At 61.5% G+C, this 15,301-nt stretch carries 16 protein-coding genes; 5 read left to right on the top strand and 11 right to left on the bottom strand.

Annotation, left to right across the window (positions count from 1 at the left end):
* Window positions 1-40: 40 nt before the first annotated feature.
* The 5 genes from ACKVY0_RS09100 (at window position 41) to ACKVY0_RS09080 (ending at window position 8,426) form a co-directional block, all read left to right on the top strand.
* The gene (locus tag ACKVY0_RS09100; RefSeq protein WP_409214494.1) at window positions 41-4,411 is read left to right on the top strand and encodes an autotransporter-associated beta strand repeat-containing protein; all 4,371 of its coding nucleotides are present in this window, start codon (window positions 41-43) and stop codon (window positions 4,409-4,411) included.
* Between the two features lie 262 nt (window positions 4,412-4,673).
* Window positions 4,674-6,377: a right-handed parallel beta-helix repeat-containing protein gene (locus tag ACKVY0_RS09095; protein ID WP_409214493.1), complete on the top strand. Its 1,704-nt coding sequence runs from the start codon at window positions 4,674-4,676 to the stop codon at window positions 6,375-6,377.
* Window positions 6,374-6,790, top strand: coding sequence for a hypothetical protein (locus ACKVY0_RS09090; protein WP_409214492.1), 417 nt, complete (start codon window positions 6,374-6,376; stop codon window positions 6,788-6,790). Before ACKVY0_RS09095 ends, ACKVY0_RS09090 begins: the two co-directional genes overlap by 4 nt.
* Before the next feature lie 170 nt (window positions 6,791-6,960).
* Window positions 6,961-7,278: a Dabb family protein gene (locus tag ACKVY0_RS09085; protein ID WP_409214491.1), complete on the top strand. Its 318-nt coding sequence runs from the start codon at window positions 6,961-6,963 to the stop codon at window positions 7,276-7,278.
* Window positions 7,278-8,426 (top strand): alpha-hydroxy-acid oxidizing protein, encoded by a 1,149-nt coding sequence (locus ACKVY0_RS09080; RefSeq protein ID WP_409214490.1) that lies wholly within the window; start codon window positions 7,278-7,280, stop codon window positions 8,424-8,426. Before ACKVY0_RS09085 ends, ACKVY0_RS09080 begins: the two co-directional genes overlap by 1 nt.
* Window positions 8,427-8,685: 259 nt before the next feature.
* Here the strand turns inward: ACKVY0_RS09080 and ACKVY0_RS09075 are convergent, their stop codons facing one another.
* The 11 genes from ACKVY0_RS09075 to ACKVY0_RS09025 all read right to left on the bottom strand — a co-directional run bounded on the left by ACKVY0_RS09075 (window position 8,686) and on the right by ACKVY0_RS09025 (window position 15,204).
* Window positions 8,686-9,633 (bottom strand): ATP-binding protein, encoded by a 948-nt coding sequence (locus ACKVY0_RS09075; protein ID WP_409214489.1) that lies wholly within the window; start codon window positions 9,631-9,633, stop codon window positions 8,686-8,688.
* Window positions 9,634-9,748: 115 nt separating this feature from the next.
* The gene (locus ACKVY0_RS09070; RefSeq protein WP_409214488.1) at window positions 9,749-10,492 is read right to left on the bottom strand and encodes a hypothetical protein; all 744 of its coding nucleotides are present in this window, start codon (window positions 10,490-10,492) and stop codon (window positions 9,749-9,751) included.
* Complete coding sequence (locus tag ACKVY0_RS09065) at window positions 10,485-10,697, bottom strand: hypothetical protein (RefSeq protein ID WP_409214487.1); 213 nt, start codon at window positions 10,695-10,697, stop codon at window positions 10,485-10,487. Before ACKVY0_RS09065 ends, ACKVY0_RS09070 begins: the two co-directional genes overlap by 8 nt.
* Before the next feature lie 96 nt (window positions 10,698-10,793).
* Window positions 10,794-11,201: a hypothetical protein gene (locus ACKVY0_RS09060; protein ID WP_409214486.1), complete on the bottom strand. Its 408-nt coding sequence runs from the start codon at window positions 11,199-11,201 to the stop codon at window positions 10,794-10,796.
* 20 nt (window positions 11,202-11,221) lie between these two features.
* Window positions 11,222-11,578, bottom strand: coding sequence for a hypothetical protein (locus tag ACKVY0_RS09055; RefSeq protein ID WP_409214485.1), 357 nt, complete (start codon window positions 11,576-11,578; stop codon window positions 11,222-11,224).
* Window positions 11,579-11,600: 22 nt separating this feature from the next.
* Window positions 11,601-12,092 (bottom strand): DUF6908 domain-containing protein, encoded by a 492-nt coding sequence (locus tag ACKVY0_RS09050; RefSeq protein ID WP_409214484.1) that lies wholly within the window; start codon window positions 12,090-12,092, stop codon window positions 11,601-11,603.
* Between the two features lie 20 nt (window positions 12,093-12,112).
* Complete coding sequence (locus tag ACKVY0_RS09045) at window positions 12,113-12,718, bottom strand: ATP-binding protein (RefSeq protein ID WP_409214483.1); 606 nt, start codon at window positions 12,716-12,718, stop codon at window positions 12,113-12,115.
* A gap of 37 nt (window positions 12,719-12,755) precedes the next feature.
* Window positions 12,756-12,932, bottom strand: a complete 177-nt coding sequence (locus ACKVY0_RS09040; RefSeq protein WP_409214482.1) for a hypothetical protein — start codon at window positions 12,930-12,932, stop codon at window positions 12,756-12,758.
* Window positions 12,925-13,497 carry a hypothetical protein gene (locus ACKVY0_RS09035; RefSeq protein WP_409214481.1) on the bottom strand — a complete coding sequence of 191 codons (573 nt, stop codon included), beginning with the start codon at window positions 13,495-13,497 and terminating at the stop codon, window positions 12,925-12,927. The genes ACKVY0_RS09040 and ACKVY0_RS09035 overlap by 8 nt, the downstream gene beginning before the upstream one ends.
* A 31-nt stretch (window positions 13,498-13,528) precedes the next feature.
* Window positions 13,529-14,161 carry a hypothetical protein gene (locus tag ACKVY0_RS09030; protein ID WP_409214480.1) on the bottom strand — a complete coding sequence of 211 codons (633 nt, stop codon included), beginning with the start codon at window positions 14,159-14,161 and terminating at the stop codon, window positions 13,529-13,531.
* An 80-nt stretch (window positions 14,162-14,241) separates the two neighbouring features.
* Window positions 14,242-15,204: an amidoligase family protein gene (locus ACKVY0_RS09025; RefSeq protein ID WP_409214479.1), complete on the bottom strand. Its 963-nt coding sequence runs from the start codon at window positions 15,202-15,204 to the stop codon at window positions 14,242-14,244.
* Window positions 15,205-15,301: the final 97 nt, after the last annotated feature.

Below are 15,301 nucleotides of genomic sequence, written 5' to 3'. Positions count from 1 at the left end.
GGCTTGAGGCGATGTGTGGGTCGCGCAAAGAATGATGAGTATGAAAGCAACCTCTCATCATCGCTGCCGCGTTGTCCTCAGCATTCTCTTGTTGGCAGGAGCCACGACGGCATCCGCAGTGGACTATACCTGGGACGGAACAACCAATCTCTGGAACTCGCTGCACTGGAATCCGGGGCTGGTAGCAGGCCCGACCGGGGCGAGCAATGCGAACTCTGCCACGATCAGCAGCGGGCAGGTGAACTTCGCGAACCACGACACTTTCGGAAACGACGGCACAACCACTTCCGCCATCATCAATCTCAATGGCGGCACGCTGGCTTCCAACGGCTGGTTCACCACCATCTGGAATTTGAATCTCAATGGCGGCACGCTGCTGGCCAACGGTGGGGCGAATGGTAGCTACCCCGCGTTTCAACTCGCCGGCACGGTGACTGTGGGGGGCAGCCAAGTCTCAACGATCAACGCCACGACGGCGATCAATGCCAACAACCAGATCAACATTGGCGGAAATGGGAACTCAACTCTCGAGTTCAACGTCGCCGACGTCACCGCCAACGCCAGTTCGGATCTGGTCATCAACGCCACACTGCAAAACAAAAACGGCGGTGCCGGTAGCTTGACGAAATCGGGCGCGGGCACGCTAGAACTCACCGGTGCGAACACTTACAGCGGCGGCACGACCCTCAACGCCGGCACGCTGGCCCTCGGCAGCTCCGGCGCGATTGGCAGCTCGGGCACGATCAGCCTCGGCGGCGGCACGCTGCAATTCAGCGCGAGCAACACTACCGATTACTCCGCACGTTTCAGCACCGCCGCGAGCCAGGCATACAACATGGATACCAACGGCCAGAACGTGACCCTCGCCACAGCACTGACGAGTTCGGGCGGCACCCTCACCAAGTCCGGCAGCGGCACGCTTACCCTGTCGAATAACAACAGCAGCTTCACTGGCGACCTCACGATCAATGGCGGCACGATCCTCGCCACGGCTAGCGGGGGCGGCACGACCAGCACGCTGGGTGCGGCGAACGTCGCCCGCACGATCGCGGTGAACTCCGGCGGCACGCTGCAATTCAATGTGCACGACACCTTCGGCCAGGCCGGCACCACCACGCCGGTGGCTATCGTCATCAACGCGGGCGGAGTGGTGAAGAACAACGGCACCTACACGACGCTGCCATCCCTGACACTGAATGGTGGGGAACTGCAGGTGAACGGCGGCGCTAACAGCTCGGGCTTCGGGGCGTATCAACTCCGATCCGTCACGGTCGGCGGCTCGAGTGCCTCGCAGATCACGACGACTGGTGCGGCCAACGGCCTCATCTCTCTGGGACAAAACGGCGGCGACACCGTGACCTTCGCCGTCGCGGACGCGACGGGAAATGCCGATGCCGATCTGACCATTGCCGCAGTGCTGCGCGACAGTGCGAACGGGACCAGCGGCCTGGCCAAGACGGGCGCCGGGACCATGTCCATCTCTGGAGCCAATATTTACACCGGCGGCACCACCCTCAACGCCGGCACGCTGGCCCTCGGCAGCTCCGGCGCGATTGGCAGCTCGGGCACCATCACCCTCGGTGGCGGCACGCTGCAATTCAGCGCGAGCAACACCACCGACTACTCCGCGCGTTTCAGCACCGCTGCGAGCCAGGCTTACAACATGGATACCAACGGCCAGAACGTGACCCTCGGCACAGCGCTGACGAGTTCGGGCGGCACCCTCACCAAGTCCGGCAGTGGCACCCTCACATTTACAGCCGTGAACACCTACACGGGGGCGACGACCGTCAGTGGTGGAACTTTGGCGGTGGGGGCTGGGGGGCTGATCTCGGACAGCTCAGCCGTCAAGGTCACAGGCGCGGGTGCGACCTATGACATGTCGGGCATCACTCCCGCCAGCGACACGGTGGGCTCCATCGCTTCCGTCGCGGGTTCCTTCATCCTGCTTGGCGGCAAGCAACTCATCGCCGGTGGAGACGGAACCGACACGACATTGGCGGGCTCGATCAGCGGCACGCTCGGTGCGCTGACCAAGGTGGGAGCAGGCACACTCACCGTGACCGGTGCCACCACCTACACGGGGGCGACGACGGTAAACGGCGGGACGCTGGTCATCAATGGCGGCTCCAATGACAGCCTTGGTGGCACAACCCATGTCGTGATCGGAGCGGCGGGCACGCTGGATCTGGGCGGCTTCAGCCAGACCACCACGGGGACCTTTTCCATGGCCGACGGTGCCACGCTGAGAAATGGCACCTTCATCACGAACAACGGGGACGTTGCAGGTAACAACAAATACACCGGCTCGCTGACGCTGGGCACGGGCGGCGCGTTTCAGAGCAATCAAAGACTGCTGCTGGCAAACGGAGGAACAGCTTCGCTGACAATCAGTGCCGCTAGCACGGGCTCTATGACTTTCGGTGGAGATAGCGGTGGCGGTCAGAACTACGTGGGCGTCGGCGGCGGCGCTGCGACGCTGACCGTCAACGGTGGCAGCGTAAACTTCACGAATGCCACGGGTGGCAACGGCTGGATGAACATTGGTTCCAACAGCAACGCTTCCAATGGCTCCCTGGTGGTCGATGGCGGAAACGTCAACGTCGGCACCGTGCTGAAGGTGGGTGGCGTCTTTAACTCCGACGCAGGCACGAACGCTACGTCAGCGCTGTCCATCGCGAATGGCACCGTCACAGTGGGGGGCGGTGACGTCGGCACCAACAACGGAGTGCTGTTCATGAATGGTGGTAATGGCAATGCAGTCGCCAACACGGGCAATGCCACCCTGACCGTGGGCACGGCTGGCGTTTTGAACGTCAAACAAATCCAAGCCGGCGAGGGAGGAACCATGACCATCAATCTCGATGGCGGCACGATCAAAGCGGGTGCTGATAGCACGACATTCCTGCAAGCGGCCACCGGACTCACCGTCAAAGTCCAAAATGGAGGAGCCACCTTCGACACCAACGGCAACAGCATCACCGTCGCGGCAGCGTTGGTTGCGGATGGTTCCGGCGGCCTGACGAAGTCGGGCGCAGGCACTCTGACCCTGACCGGTGCGAACAGCTACACCGGCGGCACTATCCTGAACCAAGGCACGCTTAGCATCGGCACAGGCGGCACGCTCGGTGCCACCACTGGCACCCTCGCAGTCAACAACACCAACAGCACCGCCGCTGGAACCAATGCCATCCTAAACCTCGCCACCGCCGTGGACACCACGGTCGGTAGTCTGAGCGGCACCGTTGCGACACCGACCAGTGGCACCAACACTGCCACGATCAACACCCAAACCGGTCGCAACTTCACGGTGAACCAGACCACTGCTGGCACCTATGCAGGCGTCATCGCCGGGGCTGGCAACCTCACCCTTGGCAGCAGCAGCACGAACGCACTGACCCTCTCCGGCACACACACCTACACTGGCACCACCACGATCAGCGCAGGCACGCTCCAACTCGGCAATGGCGGCACCACCGGTAGCATCATCAACAGCACGAGCATCAGTGTGGCCACCGGAGCAACGCTGAAAACCAACCGGAGCGACAGCATCACGCTGGGCCAGGCCATCACTGGGGCGGGCAATGTTGAGATCGCCAACACCAGCACCGGCAGCACCATTCTTGGTAGTGCCAGCAACACCTACACCGGCACAACCATGGTGACGAGTGGCCGTCTCCAAGTCGGCACCAGCGGGATCGGTCAGACGGGAACCGGAGCTGTCACGGTGAGCACTGGCAGCACGGTCCTTGGCAGCGGCACCGTGCGTGGCAATACCTTTGACCTGCAAAATGGCAGCACCCTCCGCCCTGGAGACGGCGTGGCGAACAGCAGTCACGGCACCCTCACCTTTACCCCAGCCACGGCCTCCGGCAGCACCAGCAGCCTCCAGGGCAGCATCATCCTGGGCATCACAGGTGCCACCGCCACGGACGCCACCTTTGGAGGCAACACCCTCGGCACCGCAGGTTACAACGCCTGGGTCGATGCCATCTCCGGTGTCGGCAGTCATGATCGCCTGGTGTTTAGCAACCCCACCAGTGGCACCGGCTACAACCTGAACTTCCTCACCATCACGGGCAGCCTGCAAGTCATCGGCAGCAGCTTCACTCCGGCGATGGGTCAGGTCTTCAATCTGCTGGATTGGAGCAACCTGGTGACCGCCAACTTCACCGGCTTCACCTTCAACAGTGGCTACCTCACTGGCAATGGCGACGAAGGCACCGACCTCGACCTTCCAGACCTCTCCGCCACTGGTCTGGGATGGGACTTCAGCCGCTTCAGCACCTCCGGCAACATCGTCGTCGTGCCCGAACCAAGCCGCGCGCTGCTACTCATGCTCGGTGCGTCCGGGTTGATGCTGCGTCGGCGGAGAGTATTCCCGGGCTTTAGCCCGCCAAACCTCCGCTAGACCCCACAGCTCCGAGCCACGCTGAACCTTCTTCAAAGCCCATGACCCAAATCAGCTCAGACGGGCTAAAACCCGGGAATACTCTCCACCCAGCAGAGTAATCCCGCACTTTAGTCTGCCTAAACTTCCAAACACCCGCGCCCGCTTTCTGAGCAAGCCCATCGGCCTGCGATGCGCAGACGGGCTGAAGCCCGAGAATACTCTCCACCCAGCGCCCGCTGTCCACCCAAGCCCCAGCCCTTTTTGAGAAATAATTTCGACCATGATTCGCCAACTGCTTTGTCTCCTTTTCTTCACCACTCTCCAACCAATCGAAGCAGCGGAGGATTTTCGCCCGCTCGTGAGTGAGGCCATCCAGCGCGGGGGAAAGCGGATTGTGATCGCGCCAGGTGTCTATCGTCTTGCTCCGTTATCGGGCGGCGAGCTTTGGAAGTTAACCGGACTGAGTAACGTCGAAATCATCGCCGATGGCGTGTCGATCATTGGCACGAAGCTCATGCGTGCGGTCAGCCTACACGGATGCTCCGGGGTGACTCTGCAAGGGCTGACGGTGGATTACGATCCTCTGCCATTCACTCAAGGCGAAGTCATCGCGGGAGCGGACGACGGCAGCCACATTGATGTGAAGATTCATGCTGGCTATCCCCGCAGGCCGTATGCGCGCATTGATGTCATTGATGCCTCGACCCGCTTTCGCAAAAAGGGCATGCCATTCCTGTGGGGAACCACGGCGGAGATGATCAGCGACGATGTGGTCCGCATTCACCGTGACGGCATCGCGAAGTTCGCGCGTCCCGGTGATCTCGCGTCACTGAGCACCGGACAGGAAACGGGCGCGTGTCACGCCATGGCGATCGAGCAATGTGAACGAATCGCCTTCCGCAACATCACGGTGCACAGCGCTCCCGGCATGGGGATTGTCGAAGTGGATGGCGAAGGCGGCTCTTCGTTCATCGGGTGCAAAATCTTGCCTGGCCCGAAGCCAGTCGGCGCGACGGAAGCGCGGCTGCTCAGTTCCTCGTGGGATGCGTTTCAAAGCAAGACCATCCGCAAGGGACCGCTGGTCGAGAACTGCGAGATCACGGATGCGGGCGATGATTCATGGAGCGTGCAGTCGTCTGATTTTGTCGTGTTAAAAAATGAGGGCGGCACGATGGTTCTCGCGAGCCGTGATGAGTCCACCCATGGCGTGCAGGACGGCGACCGCTTGCGGACGAGCCTAGTTGGGCCGGAATACCGCATTACCTCGCGAAAGGTGGTCCCACGCGATGAAGCGGCGCTGGCCGCAGACATCCTGGATAAGCTCAGCAAAGCCGAAACGTGGTCCCTGTGGAAAGTGAGTCCGCAGTGCATCGTCGTCACCTTGGATCGCGCGTCAGAGTTGAAGCCCGGCGACAGTGTCTATTCACCGGATCGCATGGGCAACGGTTTCATCTTTCGGAACAACCGCATCCACAGCCCAGGCCGCGTGCTGCTCAAGGCAGGCGGCTTGATGGAGGACAACGTGCTCGACACGCCGCACGCGCTGGTCGTTTGTCCTGAACTTCCCGGCGGCGGCGCAGCAGGCATCGAGGATCTCATCATCCGCAACAACACGATCCGCCACGGCGGTTGGTTTTGCCCGGCACCGTGGGGCAGCCAAGCCGGGATCATCTCGCTCACCGCGACCGCCAGCAGCTCCGAATTGCGCGCGAAGCCCGTCTTCAAGAACGTCCGCATCGAAGGAAACATCGTCGAAGGCGGATCGGGTCCACATCTTGTCGTCTCCTCTGCAACAGGCGTCATCGTCCACCATAACCGCTTTGTCTCCCCGCAGCACGACGCTCCACCTGCCACCGGCGAGAGTTACCGAATCGCGAAGAGCGCCGTCGTGTGGATGAGGGAATGCGATGCCATTTCCTATGAAGAGAATACCATTGAAGACATCGGCACCTTTGCTAGCGAGCCGGTTCAAATCCAGAAGTGAACACGCGCGCTGCCAATGGAGCGATCAACATCACTGGCAGCGGCCCCGCCAATTCCTACGATTTGTTCAGCAACGTCGGCGACAACACCGGCATAGCGAACTCGGTGGATCGCATCAGGCGCTTCGGCCCGCTCGATAATTCGCTCGGCGGCACGCTCGTCCTCAGCAATCCGAACAGCCTTAGCGGCTTTGCTAGCACCAATCAGTGGAAGCTCTTTGATTGGGCAACGCTGGGCAGCATCACGACGGACTTCGCCTTGGATTACAGCTCGCTTTCGCTTGGACCATCACTGGCTGGAAGTTTCGACAGAACCAGCGGCATCTTCAGCATCATCTCGATCCCCGATCCCAGCCGCGCGCTGCTGCTGATGCTCGGTGTGTCCGGGCTGATGCTGCCGAGGCGGAGAGCGTAGTCTCGGCGTTCGCTTGGAACTGACTCAGAGGCGGGCTTTGAGCGCAGACATCCGAATGTGGATTTGCGCCATGGCCTTCAGTCTGCTGGCTTCGTAGCTTGCACTACTTTTGGCGGTTCCATCTCAATCTCGAGATTCCGGGACCCGCTACCACCTCACCCACCACCACGATGCCACAAGTCAAACACTACGGCTGCTTCACCTTCAAAGCACAGGTCACTGAATCACAGATCGCCAACTGTTTCTCCGCCATGGCAGGGATGGTCGGGCGGATTCCTGGTTTGCTCGATTTCAACTACGGTCCCTATGACTCCGCTGAGGGGATGAATGAAGGCCACACTCACGGCTTCATCATGACCTTCGCCAGCCCGCAAGCGCGTGATGAGTATCTGCCGCATCCATTGCACGAGGAGGTCAAAGGCATCGTGGTGCCGAACTTGGAGCGCGTGGTTGTGTTTGACTTCAACATGCCCGAGGAGAGTCGCTGATGGCCGATGCTTTTCATTCCCAATACCCATCCATCGAGCACCTGCGTGAGCGTGCTCGGCAGCGGATGCCACGCTTCGCCTTCGAGTATCTCGAAGGCGGCTGCTTCTCGAATGTGAACCTGCAAAGGAACACGGATGAGATTCGCGAGATCCAGCTCAGGCCATGGTATCTCAATGATTTCGCGGGCGCGACGATGAAGACCGAACTCTTCGGAATGACCTACGACGCACCCTTCGGCGTCGCTCCCATTGGGCTCCAGGGGCTGATTTGGCCGCGTGCCACGGAGATTTTGGCCAAGGCAGCTCATCAGCACAACCTGCCCTTCATTCTCAGCACCGTCGGCACGGCGAGCATCGAGACCGTGGCAGAACTCACGGAAGGGAACGCGTGGTTTCAGCTCTACCACCCCGTCGAGAGCGACCTGCGTGACAAGTTGCTGGATCGTGTGGCCGCGGCGGGCTTCCCCGTGCTCGTCATCCTCGCCGACACGCCCACCTTTGCCTATCGACCCAAAGAGATTCGCAATGGTCTATCCATCCCGCCCAAGATGTCAGTGCGCAATGTGGTGCAAATGATGATGAGACCGACTTGGTCATTCAGTCAACTCGCAGCAGGAGCGCCGGAGTTTCAAACGATGAAGCCCTACATCCCCAAGGGGCTAAACATGAAGCATCTCGGTCTCTTCATGAACAAGACCTTCTCGGGGCGACTCAATGCGGCAAAAATTGAAGCCATTCGCGAGCGCTGGAAAGGAAAGCTCGTGATCAAAGGCATCGTCAATGCCGATGATGCCGAGAAGGCGATCCAACTCGGTGCGGATGGCATCATCGTGTCCAATCACGGTGGTCGCCAACTCGATGCCGGGCAGTCCACCATCAAGCCGTTGGCCGCGCTCGCGAAGGAGTTCGGCACACGCACCACGCTCATGATGGATAGCGGCATTCGCAGTGGTCCCGATGTGGCTTGTGCGCTCGCCAGCGGAGCAAAATTCGCCTTCATGGGCCGCTCCTTCATGTATGGCGTGGGCGCCCTCGGAGCACGCGGCGGCGATCACACCATGACCATGCTGAAGCGGCAGTTGCAGCAGGTCATGGAGCAGCTCGCCTGTGCTCGGGTGGTGGATTTTCCAAAGCATCTGGTGCAGTGAGCTGGTTAAGTTGCCATTTGGAATCCATCGAGCGGCCTTTGTTTCCGCTCTGGCGCGTGAAATCATTCGAGATCGTGGGGCCGGTGGTGGTGGACTTCGATCCGCGACATGATCCGCTCTGCGCTGGATGATGCTCTTGCTGGCAACATCCTCGAATGCGCTCGCGAAGGACGGCCAAAGCTCGCACATGATGCCGGCCAATACCCCGAGTCATCACGACAGCACCGGCTAAAGGCATTGGAGACTGGGCAAGTTGACCTCACGAACTGAATCCAATCCTCCTCCGCTTCTTCCCTGTCTGCCCCGTGTGCTCCGATTTCGCTTGCTTCACCTTCCTGATTTCCTGCTCCAACAGCTCTTGAGTCACCCGCCACTTCGCCGGGTCTGCGTCCACGCTGCCCGCATGAATCGCGTTCAAGCACACATTCAGGATGTCCCCGCCGCTGAGGCCGCGTGAAAGGGCCGCGAGAGTTGCGTAATCAGCCTTCACTCGATCGGGGTTGGGAAGATGGAGGGCGAACAACTCCCGGCGCATGGAGGCGTCTGGAAGGCGAAATTTGATGTGGCGCTGGATGCGGCGCAGCAGGGCGGGGTCGTAGTTCTCGAACAGGTTCGTGGTCACGATCACCACGCCATCGAAGCGATCCAATTCCTGCATCAGGCAGTTGCGGTTTTGGTTGATGGAGGTTGAGCAGGATTCGCCGGTGGCGACGCGCTTGGAGAGCAGGCTGTCGGCCTCGTCGAAGAACAGCACGGCGTCTTGTTCACGAGCCTGCTTGAACGCCAGCGCGATGTGCTTGGCGGTGTCGCCGAGGTATTTGGAAATCACCGCGCTGTAATCGATCTGATAGAGCGGCTTGCTCAAGCGCAGCGCAATGCCAAGAGCGGCGCGAGTTTTGCCAGTGCCGGGCGGGCCGTAAAAGTTGAGGATGCAGCGGCCTTGCTGCGGCTGGATGGCACTCAGGTTCCAAATGCGTTCCTGGTCAGCGCGGATCTCCAGCGCTCGCAAGCCCGCGTGGATGTCGCGCTTCACCTCGGGATGCAGGATCAGCTTGTCGAGGTGATGGCGTGGCTCGGGCTGGACGAGTATGCCCACCTCTGGTGTTGGTTCTTCGGTTTCACGCCTGCGACGACGCGGGTTGCGATGATCGGCGGCAGTGGCCGCGTCGGGCGGCAGTTCAATTTCAGGGGCGGACGTAGTGGGCATGGTGGTGCGTTGGTTTGGGTTGATTGAGCCGTCCGCAACGTGCGGGCGGCCCCTCCTGCCTCGTCACCGTGGGTGCCGTTGTCGCGCCGATTGGCGCACCATTTTCCATCACCGCTCAGGTGATGAATCGGTGCTTCATCATAGCGCGGCATTCCTCCAGCGGGCTGCGCAACTGCACGGGGTAGGCCGCGTCGGCGCGCTTCATGACCACGCCCTCGAAGAACTCGGCTCCCAATTGGCGATTGCTCTGCCGGAGGCTCTGGTAGAACGCGATAACCTCGTCTTGAGCGCACATCATGCGGCTGGTGGTGAGCAGGAGAGGCGGTTCATCGCCTGCATGGAGACCGCTCGAAAAAATCTCAAGCGGAATGCGCAGCGATTCCAAGAACGCCCGGCGCTCGGCATAGCTCGGCGTGAACTGCGCATCCTGCGGGATCGCATCGAGCAAGATCAGCGTGCCGCGTGCGATGTGATGCCGGCGTTCCAGTGCTTCGCAGTCGGCCCAGATGAGGCCGTCATCGGCGAGATCACGCAACTGTTCCACTGCGTCACGAAAGCATGCTGCGATGGTCAGCTTGCCACCATGCCGGTTCCACAGCGCGCCGCTGGGCGTGTGGACCAGCGTCCGCCAGCCGTTGAACTTCGGCTCGGCGAACCACAGACCGCGCTTCGGTGGGGCCAGCTCCAGCCGCCCGCCCTGAATCGGACGTGCTGGGTAAGTGAGCAGCGCGGGAGGTGCTGTGGATTCAAGTTGCCTGCACCGTTTGCGTTCGATGCTGCGGGCGGCTTCTTCCAAGGCCGCCCGCGCCGTTTGGCAACGTTCACCATCAAAGATCGTGAGCGTGAGAGCATCATTCATCCTCACCGCCCCTCCCGAGCTTGGTCTTCACGCTCGCGCTCACCGGCACCACCTTGTCGAGTTGCTGATTCTCGGCGGCATTGAACAGCGTATGGCGTGCGGTATGGAACTCCTTGGTCGGCTTGATCACGGCTTTGGCGACCAAGGCCGCTGTGGCACCGTGGCGGGCAAAGAGCGCCTGCAACTCGGCCAGCAACGGCTCCACGGCAGCTTCGGGGATGGCATCGCCTTTGATCTTGATCTCGAAACTCTGCTTGAAGAACCGCTCGGAGTGTTCGCCCGCCAGTCGAAGCAGTGCGGCTTAATCACTCACCCCGCGATACGAATTGGAGAACCCCACGCGCACTACGCGGCCATCAGCCGTTCGTGCCTCAATGGAAGAAGCAAGAACGTGCTGACCAGCGTGATGCGCAAAGTAGAACGGCTTGGCGATGGCGATGAGTTCGGATTTTTCCAGTTCGAGCGCCCCCTCAAGCGCTTCGGCCTGCGCGGAGTGATCGAGAATGGCTGTGACCAGCTCAGCCACCTGACCCTCGGGATCAGGCAGCAGTGGATAGGATTTCGTGCTCTTGCTGGCCGGCGTTTGCACGGCGAAGCCCGCGAGGCTGACCTTGCGCAGGACAGCGGGTGCGGGCGTGGTGGGAGGAACGGGCGCGGCCTCAGTGAGGATGGCGGCGACAGGTTCAGGCTTGGCTTTGGTTCTAGGCATGGTGGTGGTGGGGTGTGGGTTCATGCGGCAGACCGGCTATCCGCAGTGTGCGTATAGCAGGTGCCGCAAAAGGCGTGTTCAAGGCGGGTGGGTTCGGTGCATTCCACGATCTGCCGCGCATAGGCCGGCATGCGTCGGCGCAGGATGATCATCTGCTTGGGGCTGAGGCATCCGCGCCGCTGATACTGACGGGCGAAGCTGGTCATTATCTCAGCATCGGGTCCGGTGAACCCGATGCCATTGCGCTCAATGGTGGTTTCACGGCATTGCTCATCAGCCGTCTGGTTCTGGTAGATGCGCATTAGCGCTCGCAAGGCCCAGCGGTCGTTGCTGGCGAGCCGCTGGCGCAGTTGTTCGATCATGTCTTTCTTGCTCATGGGTGGAGGGATGGGTTCAGATTCATGAATCGGCGTTGAGCCGATCTCCCCTTGGCCTCGTCACCGTGACTGCTGTTGTCGCACCGTTTGCAGCACCATATTGGCGCTCAAACACGGCCATGAATCCCTGCTGCAAGAGGTTGCGGTCCCACTGGGTGGCGAAGTGGAGCAAATCACGCATGAGCGCGGGTTCTCGCGGCTCGATGAGTCCTGCGCTGTTCACGCTTGCCACCACCTGATAGCAGGCGAGGTAGCTGTTCTCGAAGGTGAGCGGCGTCCACGTCTTGCCCTCCGCAGCAGGAACCACGAGGAACGTAATTTCAGGATCGCGCATCGCGTCACCGTTTTGTTCGGCGTAATGCGCGACGCTGACCTCATACGCGCCGTTTGGATACGGGCCACCGATGACCTCGATCACCAACCGCATGAACGGCGGGTTCTCGAGGCGGAGGTAGCGAGTGCGGACGGCTTCAAAGCCGCCGTGTTGATCAATCATTTGTTGGATGTGTTGCATGGCCGTTCGTTGGTTCGGGTTCAGGGTGTGTGGTCGAGGTAGGATTCGAGATCGGCGAGTGCAGCTCGCACGCAGCCGCCGCTGCCCACGGCGATTTGTGAGGCCGTGAATGCAGGCACCGCCCAGTGCGTGCTCAGGAACGCTGCCAGCTCCTCCGTGGTGGGCGGCAGCAACTTGATGGCTTGGAACCGCGTCTGGAACCGCTCGGTGAGCAGATCGAGCTGGAGATTGCTCGTGCCGAGGAACGCTCGTCCCGGAGGCAATCGGTCGAGGTAGGTGAGCAGCAGGTCCTGCGCTTCACGGGAACACCGATCCAATTCATTGACGATCTTGACCGACCATGAACTGAACAGGCTGCCATAAGGAAGCTGCTTCATCCACTCACGCACGAGGTCCACCGTCACCTCGCGTCCGTTGTAGTCCTCGATGGAGAGCGGCGTGCCGGCCAACTGCAAGGCCACCAACTCCACCACGCTGGTCTTGCCCACTCCCGGCGGGCCGTAGAGCAGCAGCTTCATGGTGGCGCTTGGATCACTGGCAAGCCGCTTGGCTTTGCCCGCCTGCGCCAGCGCCACCCGCCGGGCCTGGCCGATCAAATCCTCCGCCGTGTGTGGCCGCCAGTTCATTGGTGATGGTGCAAGTGGCGCTGGTTTGAGCGCACGTTCACGCGGCTTGGATGCCATGATGGACCTCCTTTCCGTGAGGCGTGGAGAGCGTCGTAATCGCGGCCGTGATGGCCCGTGCGCCCTTCTTGTAGAGCGTCACTGCCAGCAGCTCGCCGTCGAGCCACACGGCCCAATACCGCGAGCCATACTTGGTGATGGAGAGGCGCTCACTCATGGCTCCAGCCCTCCCGGCGAATGCGCGCCTTCACGGAGTTGATCGACAGCTTAAACTGCGCCGCTGACTGCTTGATCGAACCGGTGCGGCGATACAGCCGCTTCACCGCCTTCCAATCCACCAGCGTGCCGTTGGTGGTCACGCTGGTGCGCTTGCGCTGTGCCTTCGGTGCCGTGGGCGTGCCAATGATTTGATCTACGGCAGGCGCAAACGCATCAAAGCGTTGCGACGATGGTGGCGGATCATCCGGCGCGATGCGGGATTCGCGCAGGCTGGCGAGTTGCTCGCGCACCGCCGCACTCGCCAGCGGGCGGATCATCTGCTCGACGCTGACCGGCGGCTGGCCGCTGTGCAGGCGTTGGAGGGCTTCGGCGAGCCGCGCATCGACGATGCTCTGGATCAGCTCGACGGGGATTTCGGTGATCGCATAGACCACCCCAGTTAATGATTGAAGGCCAAGCAGGGCTTTCATCTGCTCGCGGGCCTCCCTGGGCGACGGTGCCTCGATACGGTCATCGAAGACCACGTTTCCGGACTTGCTGGCAATGAGTTTGAACAGGCGCATATCAGTGTTGGGTTATGGGTTGAGTTGAGATTCAGACGGCAAAGAGGCAGGACTGGTGGCGCGGTCGGTGATCCGCAGACTGCGTAGCCGTGCGGCGTGCTTGAGCAGACCGCAGACGTGGCACGAAGAACGTGTTGCTCACCTGCATGCCACCCCACGCCTCCCATGGGCCAAACAACCGCGTCTCCGCGTGGTTCATCCACACCCAGCGCCCCGGCAGCTTGTGCAGCGACTCCGGCCCGGTGGTGTGGACCACCAGCGCCGCCGCACGCGTGTCGCTCATCGGCGCAGCGGGAATGGGTTCCTTGCGGTGCTGCGCCAGCCGCTTGAGCGCATCTTCATAACCGCTCCAGGTGCCGTTGTGGAACAGCACCGTCTCGGCCATGCCAGTGAGGCTGGTGCAGGATTTCGGGGTGACGGGAAACGGGTGGCACAGCCGCGCATCGACTCCACCCACGCTGGCCCAGCGGAAGTGGATGACCACTTCGCCCGCCATCTTCTTGAGCAGGGTGACGAGTTCACCGGTGCTCAGGTTCTTCTCCCAGCGCACCCGGCCACTTTCCCGCCATGCCACGCCCGCACCGTGCGGGTTGGCATCATGGCAGGCATACAGCACCTCGGCTTTGGGGCGCACGTTCTCAGGACAAACAAGGATCACACACATATCAGTTTCAGTTGGGTTCAGGTTCGTTGTTCTTCGTTTGGCCCGTCTATCCGCAGACTGCGTATAGCACGGGCAAAGGCTTAAAGGTTGGCATCGGGGTAGCGCTCATCGAACTGCTGGCAGAGCCGCTGCGCGTGCTTGCGGTAGTGATGGAACTCGGCGTGCAGCTTGCCAAAGAGGCCAAGGGCGACGGGCCGCGCGCTGCCGGTCCACCCAAGGTAGTCCCACAGGAACCGCAGGCCGTCGGCGGCCGTGGCGGTGCGCTTGGCTTGAATCTTGTTCTTGCCGAACCCGCCAAGGCATTGGACCTCGCAGGCGCGGCGACACAGGCCAAGCACGCTGGCAAGGTGATGCAGTATCTTCTCGATGTTCACCGTGCCGGCAAAGACGCGGAACTCCACCACACCGACGAACCGGCCATCGCGGTCACGCTTGAACGCCTTTCTAAAGTTCACCATGCCGCGCCCGCATTGCTCGGCGCACTCGGCTTTGACCCGCTCCTGCTCGCAGGTGACCATTTTGCGCATATGCTCGGCGGTCTGCTCATAGAGCGGGTGGCTGTAGTGGTTCAGGTGACGGTCCGTCCCGGTCTGGCCGTAGAGGCTGCGCGCGTGCCAGCGGGCAATGTGGGCGAGTTTGCGGATGAACTCGCTCACCGCTTTGGTGTCGGACGTGCCGATGATGGATTCAATGCCCACGGTGATGTGGCAGCCGCAGGAGCGGTCCACCGTGGCACCGATGGCATTGAGCCATTCAACGAATCCGATCAGATGCTCCACGCCTTGCTCACCGTGGAGGATGGGTGACACAAACTCACAGGGGATCTGCCCGGCGTCGCAGCGAATGGAGCCATCGCGCTCGGCCTTCCACATGTCAGCGTTGAAGGCAGGCGCGTTGCTGCGGGCACCGGCCGTGGTGCGACCGGTGGTGACGGGATGCCCGGCGTGGTAACTGCCCACCGCCACTTGGCTGGTGACAGGCAGGCGCGTTTCGAGTTCGATGCCCCACTGGATGAGGGCGGCTTTAGGATCGGCAGTTTTCATGAGGATGGATGGATGCGGATGACTGGCCCCATGCAGGGCACCCCTTGGCCTCGTCACCGTGGCCGCGTGTGTCGTACCGTTTTGAGCACCATTTTGC

This window comes from Prosthecobacter sp. (assembly GCF_046154365.1).
Taxonomy (GTDB): domain Bacteria; phylum Verrucomicrobiota; class Verrucomicrobiia; order Verrucomicrobiales; family Verrucomicrobiaceae; genus Prosthecobacter.
Note: the sequence above shows the minus strand (reverse complement) of the source record. Positions and strands in the feature narration are given on the sequence as shown.